Annotated in this window: 4 protein-coding genes; 3 read left to right on the forward strand and 1 reads right to left on the reverse strand. The window is 52.0% G+C overall.

All coding sequences use genetic code 11. The features are described from left to right. The first annotated feature begins 103 nt into the window (after positions 1-103). The 3 genes from Q0294_RS05275 (at position 104) to Q0294_RS05285 (ending at position 3,928) form a co-directional block, all read left to right on the forward strand. The gene (locus Q0294_RS05275) at positions 104-1,678 is read left to right on the forward strand and encodes a porin (RefSeq protein ID WP_299461633.1); all 1,575 of its coding nucleotides are present in this window, start codon (positions 104-106) and stop codon (positions 1,676-1,678) included. Between the two features lie 74 nt (positions 1,679-1,752). Continuing rightward, positions 1,753-2,208, forward strand: coding sequence for a hypothetical protein (locus Q0294_RS05280; protein ID WP_299461635.1), 456 nt, complete (start codon positions 1,753-1,755; stop codon positions 2,206-2,208). Between the two features lie 253 nt (positions 2,209-2,461). Continuing rightward, entirely contained in the window at positions 2,462-3,928 is a 1,467-nt protein-coding gene (locus tag Q0294_RS05285; protein WP_299461637.1) for a type I 3-dehydroquinate dehydratase, read from the forward strand. An 18-nt stretch (positions 3,929-3,946) separates the two neighbouring features. On the opposite strand, the gene Q0294_RS05290 is transcribed toward Q0294_RS05285, so the two are convergent. Beyond that, the gene (locus tag Q0294_RS05290) at positions 3,947-6,148 is read right to left on the reverse strand and encodes a heavy metal translocating P-type ATPase (protein WP_299461639.1); all 2,202 of its coding nucleotides are present in this window, start codon (positions 6,146-6,148) and stop codon (positions 3,947-3,949) included. Positions 6,149-6,211: the final 63 nt, after the last annotated feature.

A 6,211-nucleotide genomic window follows, 5' to 3' on the forward strand; every position in this document is an offset into this window, starting at 1 on the left:
GCCCTTATACACTCGAACTGTTTCTGCATGGTAGCACAATCAGTATACGTCGGTACAAAACTGCCTGGAATGGATTTCGGGCGATGATACATCAAGGATGAAGATGCGCACATTCATTAAATTGGCAGGGTTTCTGCTCCTGCTGGGGACGATATTCCCTTCTCAACATGTATTCGCAGAGGACACCAAACTCAGTTCCGAGCAACTGGAACGCCTGCTTGAGCGATTAGAAACCGCCGAGAAGCGTATTCAGGAACTGGAGCAGACAAAGCCCAAAGCGAACACACCGCCGCCCGCGCCCGCACTCCCGCCCCATCTGAAAAAAGTGGGCGGAGGACTTGATGACTCGGAAGAACTGCTCATCAACAATTTTCGAGATGATGCAGGCGACCCGCTTTTAGAAAGCCGTCTGTCCAGTCTGGAAGAGGACTGGAAAAAATTCAGTGAAGCCGAGAAGGACAAAAAGGCAAAAGACGCTGCCAAAGCGACGACCATGAAAATCTTCGGTCGTATTCAACTGGATGGCTGGAATTTTTCCGGCGACACACCGGGAATTGCTTCATTTAATAATCCGGCTGATCCCATGGATCCGGAAAACCGGATGGAGTTCCGTCGACTGCGTATTGGTGTCTCCGGCGATATTAAAGATAACATGCTCTATAAATTTGAGTATGACTTTGCAGATCCTGCAGACCCTGCGTTCAAAGACGTCTACATCGGGTTCAAAGACCTCCCGGTCTTTCAGACACTCTTGATCGGTAATCAGAAACGTCCCCTGGGGATGGATACCCTCAACAGTAGCCGATTCAACACATTTCTGGAACGTCCACTGGTTGTAGAGGCCTTCAACGAAGATGCACGTCGTCTGGGGATCTGTGCTTACGGTGTTTCAGAAGATAAAAATTACAACTGGCGTTACGGGGTCTTTAACCTCGAGAACATTTCAAATGATGGAAGTTATGTTGGTGACGCCGGTCAAATGAGTGTCAACGGTCGTCTGGCAGGAACTCCCTGGTATGATGAAACCTCAGACGGACGTGGTTATCTGCATCTGGGGATTGCCGATATGTGGGCTCAACCGGACGGTGATCCGACCGGGACCAACAGCAACGGAGCCCGCTTCCGCACGCGTCCTGAAGCACGTACGGGAAATACCCGCTGGCTGGACACCGGCAGTATCGCCGGGGCAGACTGGTTCAACACGCTTGGTTTTGAAGCCATGTTAAACGTCGGATCATTCTCGGTTGTCAGTGAATATCAAGTGACGAAAGTCGGCCGTGGTGCCCAGGGATCAGATCTCACTTTTGATGGTGCCTATGTTCAAGCAGCCTACTTCCTGACTGGCGAGTATCAGCCCATCGATCGGGAGTCAGGTACGATTGATCGTATCAAACCATTGGAAAACTTCTTCCTGGTTAACACCTGCGATGGTGAAACCGGCGGCGGCTGGGGAGCGTGGCAGGTTGCTGCTCGCTACTCTTACCTCAATTTGAGCGATGCGAATATCCGTGGCGGGGATGAACGCAACTGGACACTGGCGATGGTCTGGTGGTGGAATTCCCATTCGCGTATGCAGTTTAACTATATCCATGCGGAAATTGATGACCGCGGTCCAATCAACGGTTATACCGGCGGTAAGTCTGACATCTTTGGTGTCCGGTTCTCGACGGACTTCTAACAGAAGACTCGGGTGAATTTCAAAAAAACGGATACATAACTAAATAGAAATCAATCTCTCAGGAAATGAGTCATATGAAATATCTTGGAATTGTTTTACTGGCGATCACAGCCACGATCATCGGGGGGAATCAGAACTTTGCCGATTCCGGAAATCCCTGCAGTGATAATTCGAACGGTGCCTGTGGCAGCAGCAATAACTGCTCACATGGTTGTAAAACCTGCCGTTTGCAAATGGAAACATTAAAAATCAAAAAACACTGCTACAATATTGAATGTAAAGACATTTGTATTCCTCCCGTACGTTTTCCCTGGCAGAAGTGCTGCGAGCTGAAATGCGGTAAAATCAAAACCGTACGTGTTTTAAAAAAGCAGGAATACACCTGTGAAAAATGTGGTTATAAGTGGTCTATCGAAAATCTTTGCGGTGACTGCAATTCAGGTCAATGTGAGACAACAGTTCCACAGCCCGTTCAATCTGCGAATTCCCAGCCACCCCTGGCACCCGCGACTTCAATCAGAAAAAGGTAAACCGCCGTTCTGTATTGGTTTTACAACTGAGATCTTGTTTCTGATGAGCATGATAAACACGCCTCCTCGACTTTGATTTGAGGAGGTGTTTTTTATTGCCGGGTGGAGAATAATTTGCCTGGGACGGGTATTCACGCTTTCAAAACAACAGGGATCTGGCATAATTATTGAACCCTGATGTGTATCCTGAAACAGACGCCTGCCTGCTCTGGTGGCCGTCTCTTAATTCATTTCTGATGGATTGTGTGGCAACATGATTTGTATTTCCGTGACTCCCGAATCCCGCAATTTTGCCAAAGTGGACATTCTGAATGCGGCTGCACAGTCCGATATGGTGGAGCTCTGTCTGGATCGATTGATTAAAACTCCGGACATCGGCGATTTGATTTCCGGCTTTGAGACGCCGATTCTGGTTTCCTGCCGTACTCCTGAAGAAGGGGGACAGTTTAAAGGGACCGAATCAGAGCGGATTCAGTTGTTGAAGCAGGCCATCATCGCGGAGCCGGCTTACATCGAACTCGATCTGGAAATCGCAAAACAGATTCCGCGATTTGGAAAAACCAAACGCGTGATCAGTTATACAAGTTTGAAGAAACCGCTGTCGCAAGTGGACGATATTTTCGATGAGATGGCAGACGCCAAAGCGGATGTCATCAAATTCACCTGGCCGACTCCCTCACTGCAAACGGCGTGGCCTTTGCTGGCTGCTATCAGTCAGAAACGGGAGATCCCGGTGGTCGGCCTGGGACTGGGGGCGGCGGGTATTACCTTTTCTCTACTCGGCATGAAGTACGGTTCACCCTGGGTCTATGCTGCTCTGGAAAAAGGGATGGAAGCCTTTGAAGGGCAGCCTACGGTGGCGGAGCTGGATGAAGTTTATCACTACAAAAAAATCTCGGCACAGACGCGCTTCATCGGCGTTGCCGGGCTGGGAGTGGCGGAGCGACGCACGATTGAGGTGTTCAATAAGGCCTCGGAGCAGTTGGGTCTGGATTACACGTGCCTGCCGCTGGTCATCAATGATTTCAAGCAGGTGCATAAAATGCTGGGGATTTTGAAAATCCGTTCGCTGGTAGTCAGCCCGCGGATGGGAGAATTCATTTTACCGTTGGCAGAGCATCTGGAAGAGTCGTCACAGCAGACCGGTTATGGAGATCTGCAGTTAAATCAGCCGGATGGCTGGCACGCCTATGATACGGTGCGACGCAGCGCCATCAAGAGTCTGGAGGCCACACTGGAACAGAAATCCTCCGGGGCGAATCAGGCCTTTCAACGCAAAAATATTCTGGTCCTGGGGCAGAGCGGTTTGACCAAAGCCATCGTTTTCAGTCTGACTCAGCAGGGGGCCGTGGTCAGTGTGACCTCTCAGAATGACAAAGCCGCACAGGGCATTGCGCGCACGTTTGATGTCCGTTACGTTCCGTTTGCCAACCTGTATGATACCTTAACAGACGTCGTGGTGCAGACGGACCCCGACTTAAAACTGGGGCACGGCAAAGAGAATCTCAACCCTGCGTATCTCCGGGAAAGCATGACCGTGATGGATATCAGCCAGCTGCCTGAAGAAACAGAACTGATGCGGGAAGCTGAAGGCAGGGGCTGTGCAGTCGTTTGCGTGGATGAAGTTTATCGCAAGCAGCTCAGTCAGATTTTCAAAGCAATCACGGGTGTGGAAATTCCGGATGCCATCTTTGAAAGCCGTAGCGAGTACACGCGGTGAACAAGGGTTGGCCTGATTTCAGGCGTCTTTTATTTTCGCTGTCGATTGTGCCTGCAGCAGTCGCAGGCCGTTGAAAATGACCAGCAAAGAAGCTCCCATGTCTGCCGCGATGGCCGCCCACAGGGAAGCATGATTCAGTACCATCAGGATCATGAACAGCACTTTGATGCTTAAGGCAAAGATGATGTTCTGCCGAATGATTTTCAGTGTGCGATGCGAGTGCCCGATCAGCCACGGAATTTTCGTCAGGTCGTCGGTCATTAAGGCAATGTCAGCCGATTCAATGGCCACGTCACTGCCCGCGACTCCCATCGCAATGCCCAGACTCGAACGGCTCATGGCGGGGGCATCATTCACCCCGTCGCCGACCATCGCCACGTACTGAAATTCTTTGACCAGCGCTTCGATGACAGCGACTTTATCTTCCGGGAGTAATTCGGAATGCACCGCATCGATGCCGACTTCGTCCCCTACCGCCTGCGCAGTGCCAGCATTGTCGCCGGTGAGCATGACAACCCGTTCAATTCCGGCCTGGTGTAACTGGCGAATCACTTCGGTCGAGGTCTCGCGCACGCGATCTGCCAGTGCAATAAAGCCGCAAACATGCGTCTCATTGCCAATGACGACGACCGTCTGACCGGCGTTCGAAAGTTCCTCAAGCTGCTGATGCACCTCGGCGGTTTCTTCCTTGCGTTCTTCCAGATAACGATGCGAGCCCAGCCAGAACTCTCTTCCGTTGATGAGCGCGGTTGCTCCTTTACCTTGAATAATCTGATAGGCTTCCGCCGCCTGATAGGTAACCTGTTGTTCTTCAGCCGCGTCGAGAATGGCAATCGCCAGCGGATGATTGCTGTGCGCTTCCAGTGCGGCAGCGCGTTCCAGCAGCTCTGCTTCTGTGTGACCATTCAGGGGAACAATTTTGGTGACCACGGGTTTTCCCTGTGTGAGCGTGCCTGTTTTATCCAGAGCCAGCGCTCTTAATTTGGAAGGCGCTTCGACAAAAACACCCCCTTTGATCAGCACGCCGTTTCGGGCTGCGGCTGCCAGCGCGGCCACGATACTGACCGGCGTGGAAATCACCAGTGCACACGGGCAGGCGATCACCAGCAGCACCAGTGCGCGGTAAAGCGAATCGTGCCAGGTAAGGTGAAACAGAGTCGGCAGCACCAGCAGCATCAACAGCGCGACCGCCATCACAATCGGCGTATAAACTTTTGCGAACTTCTCTACCCAGAGTTCGGATGGGGCACGACGCGTCTGTGCTTCTCCCACCATGCGAATGATTTGTGCCAGGACGGTATTTTCCGCCAGTTTGGTACATTTTGCTTCCAGCAGCGCGTCACCGTTGATGGTGCCTGCGAAAATTTCATCGTTTATCTGCTTATTGACCGGAATCGATTCTCCTGTGATCGGCGCCTGATTGACTTCGCTGCTGCCTTTGATGATGCGACCATCCAGGGGAATTTTCTCGCCCGGTCGAATCAGAAAGATGGTGCCGACCTCCACCGCTTCGGGTGTGACAGTCGTTTCATTACCCTCGGCATCGCGGATGCGGGCAATCGGAGTCGTCAGGTCCATCAGGGCCGCAACTGCTTTGCGTGCGCGGCCGACACTCCACGCTTCGAGCAACTGCGAGAAAGCAAACAAAAACGCGACGGCCGCTGCTTCGAACCATTCATCAATCAACAGCGCGCCGATCACGGCGATGCACATCAGCAGATTCATGTCCGGACGCAGACGTTTCAACGCAAACCAGGCTTTGGGAAGCACAAACCAGATGCCCGTCAGGATGGCGGTCAGATATTGCAAACGGACCGGCAGCGGCATTGAGCCGTTTGTCGCTTCTTCCGCACCGAGGGCGGCGCTGAAGCTGCCGGTCAAATAGACGTGCGTCAGGAATGCAGAACCCATCAGTAAACCGCTCAGGCCGGTCAGCAGGCTGCGGCCCTGTCGAGACCAGAATGAGGCCGACGTCGTTTGTTTTTTTTTCGCATCCCAGATCTCGGCCCGCATGCCTGTCTGGCCGATGGCCTGAATGATGGCTGCTGCAGAGACCTCCACCGATGACGGCTTGACGGTCATGCGTCGGTTGAGAACGTCAAAAAACAGTCGTTCTTCTCCACCAACCAGGGGGGAGAGTTCCCGTTTTAATATGGAGACTTCTTCGACACAATCCATGTCCTGGATTTTAAACGTCAGTTCTGCTGGTTTTTGTTCCATGAAAAATCGATATTCAGAATAGCTAAAGTGAGTTCAGTCTGATTTAAATCCGCAGCGACAGGT

The organism is uncultured Gimesia sp., from assembly GCF_937919775.1.
GTDB lineage: Bacteria > Planctomycetota > Planctomycetia > Planctomycetales > Planctomycetaceae > Gimesia.

Bases quoted from the DNA above. Each gene is read 5' to 3' on its own strand.
- Q0294_RS05275 (WP_299461633.1), top strand. From the start codon at position 104: ATGCGCACATTCATTAAATTGGCAGGGTTTCTGCTCCTGCTGGGGACG.
- Q0294_RS05280 (WP_299461635.1), top strand. From the start codon at position 1,753: ATGAAATATCTTGGAATTGTTTTACTGGCGATCACAGCCACGATCATC.
- Q0294_RS05285 (WP_299461637.1), top strand. From the start codon at position 2,462: ATGATTTGTATTTCCGTGACTCCCGAATCCCGCAATTTTGCCAAAGTG.
- Q0294_RS05290 (WP_299461639.1), bottom strand. From the start codon at position 6,148: ATGGAACAAAAACCAGCAGAACTGACGTTTAAAATCCAGGACATGGAT.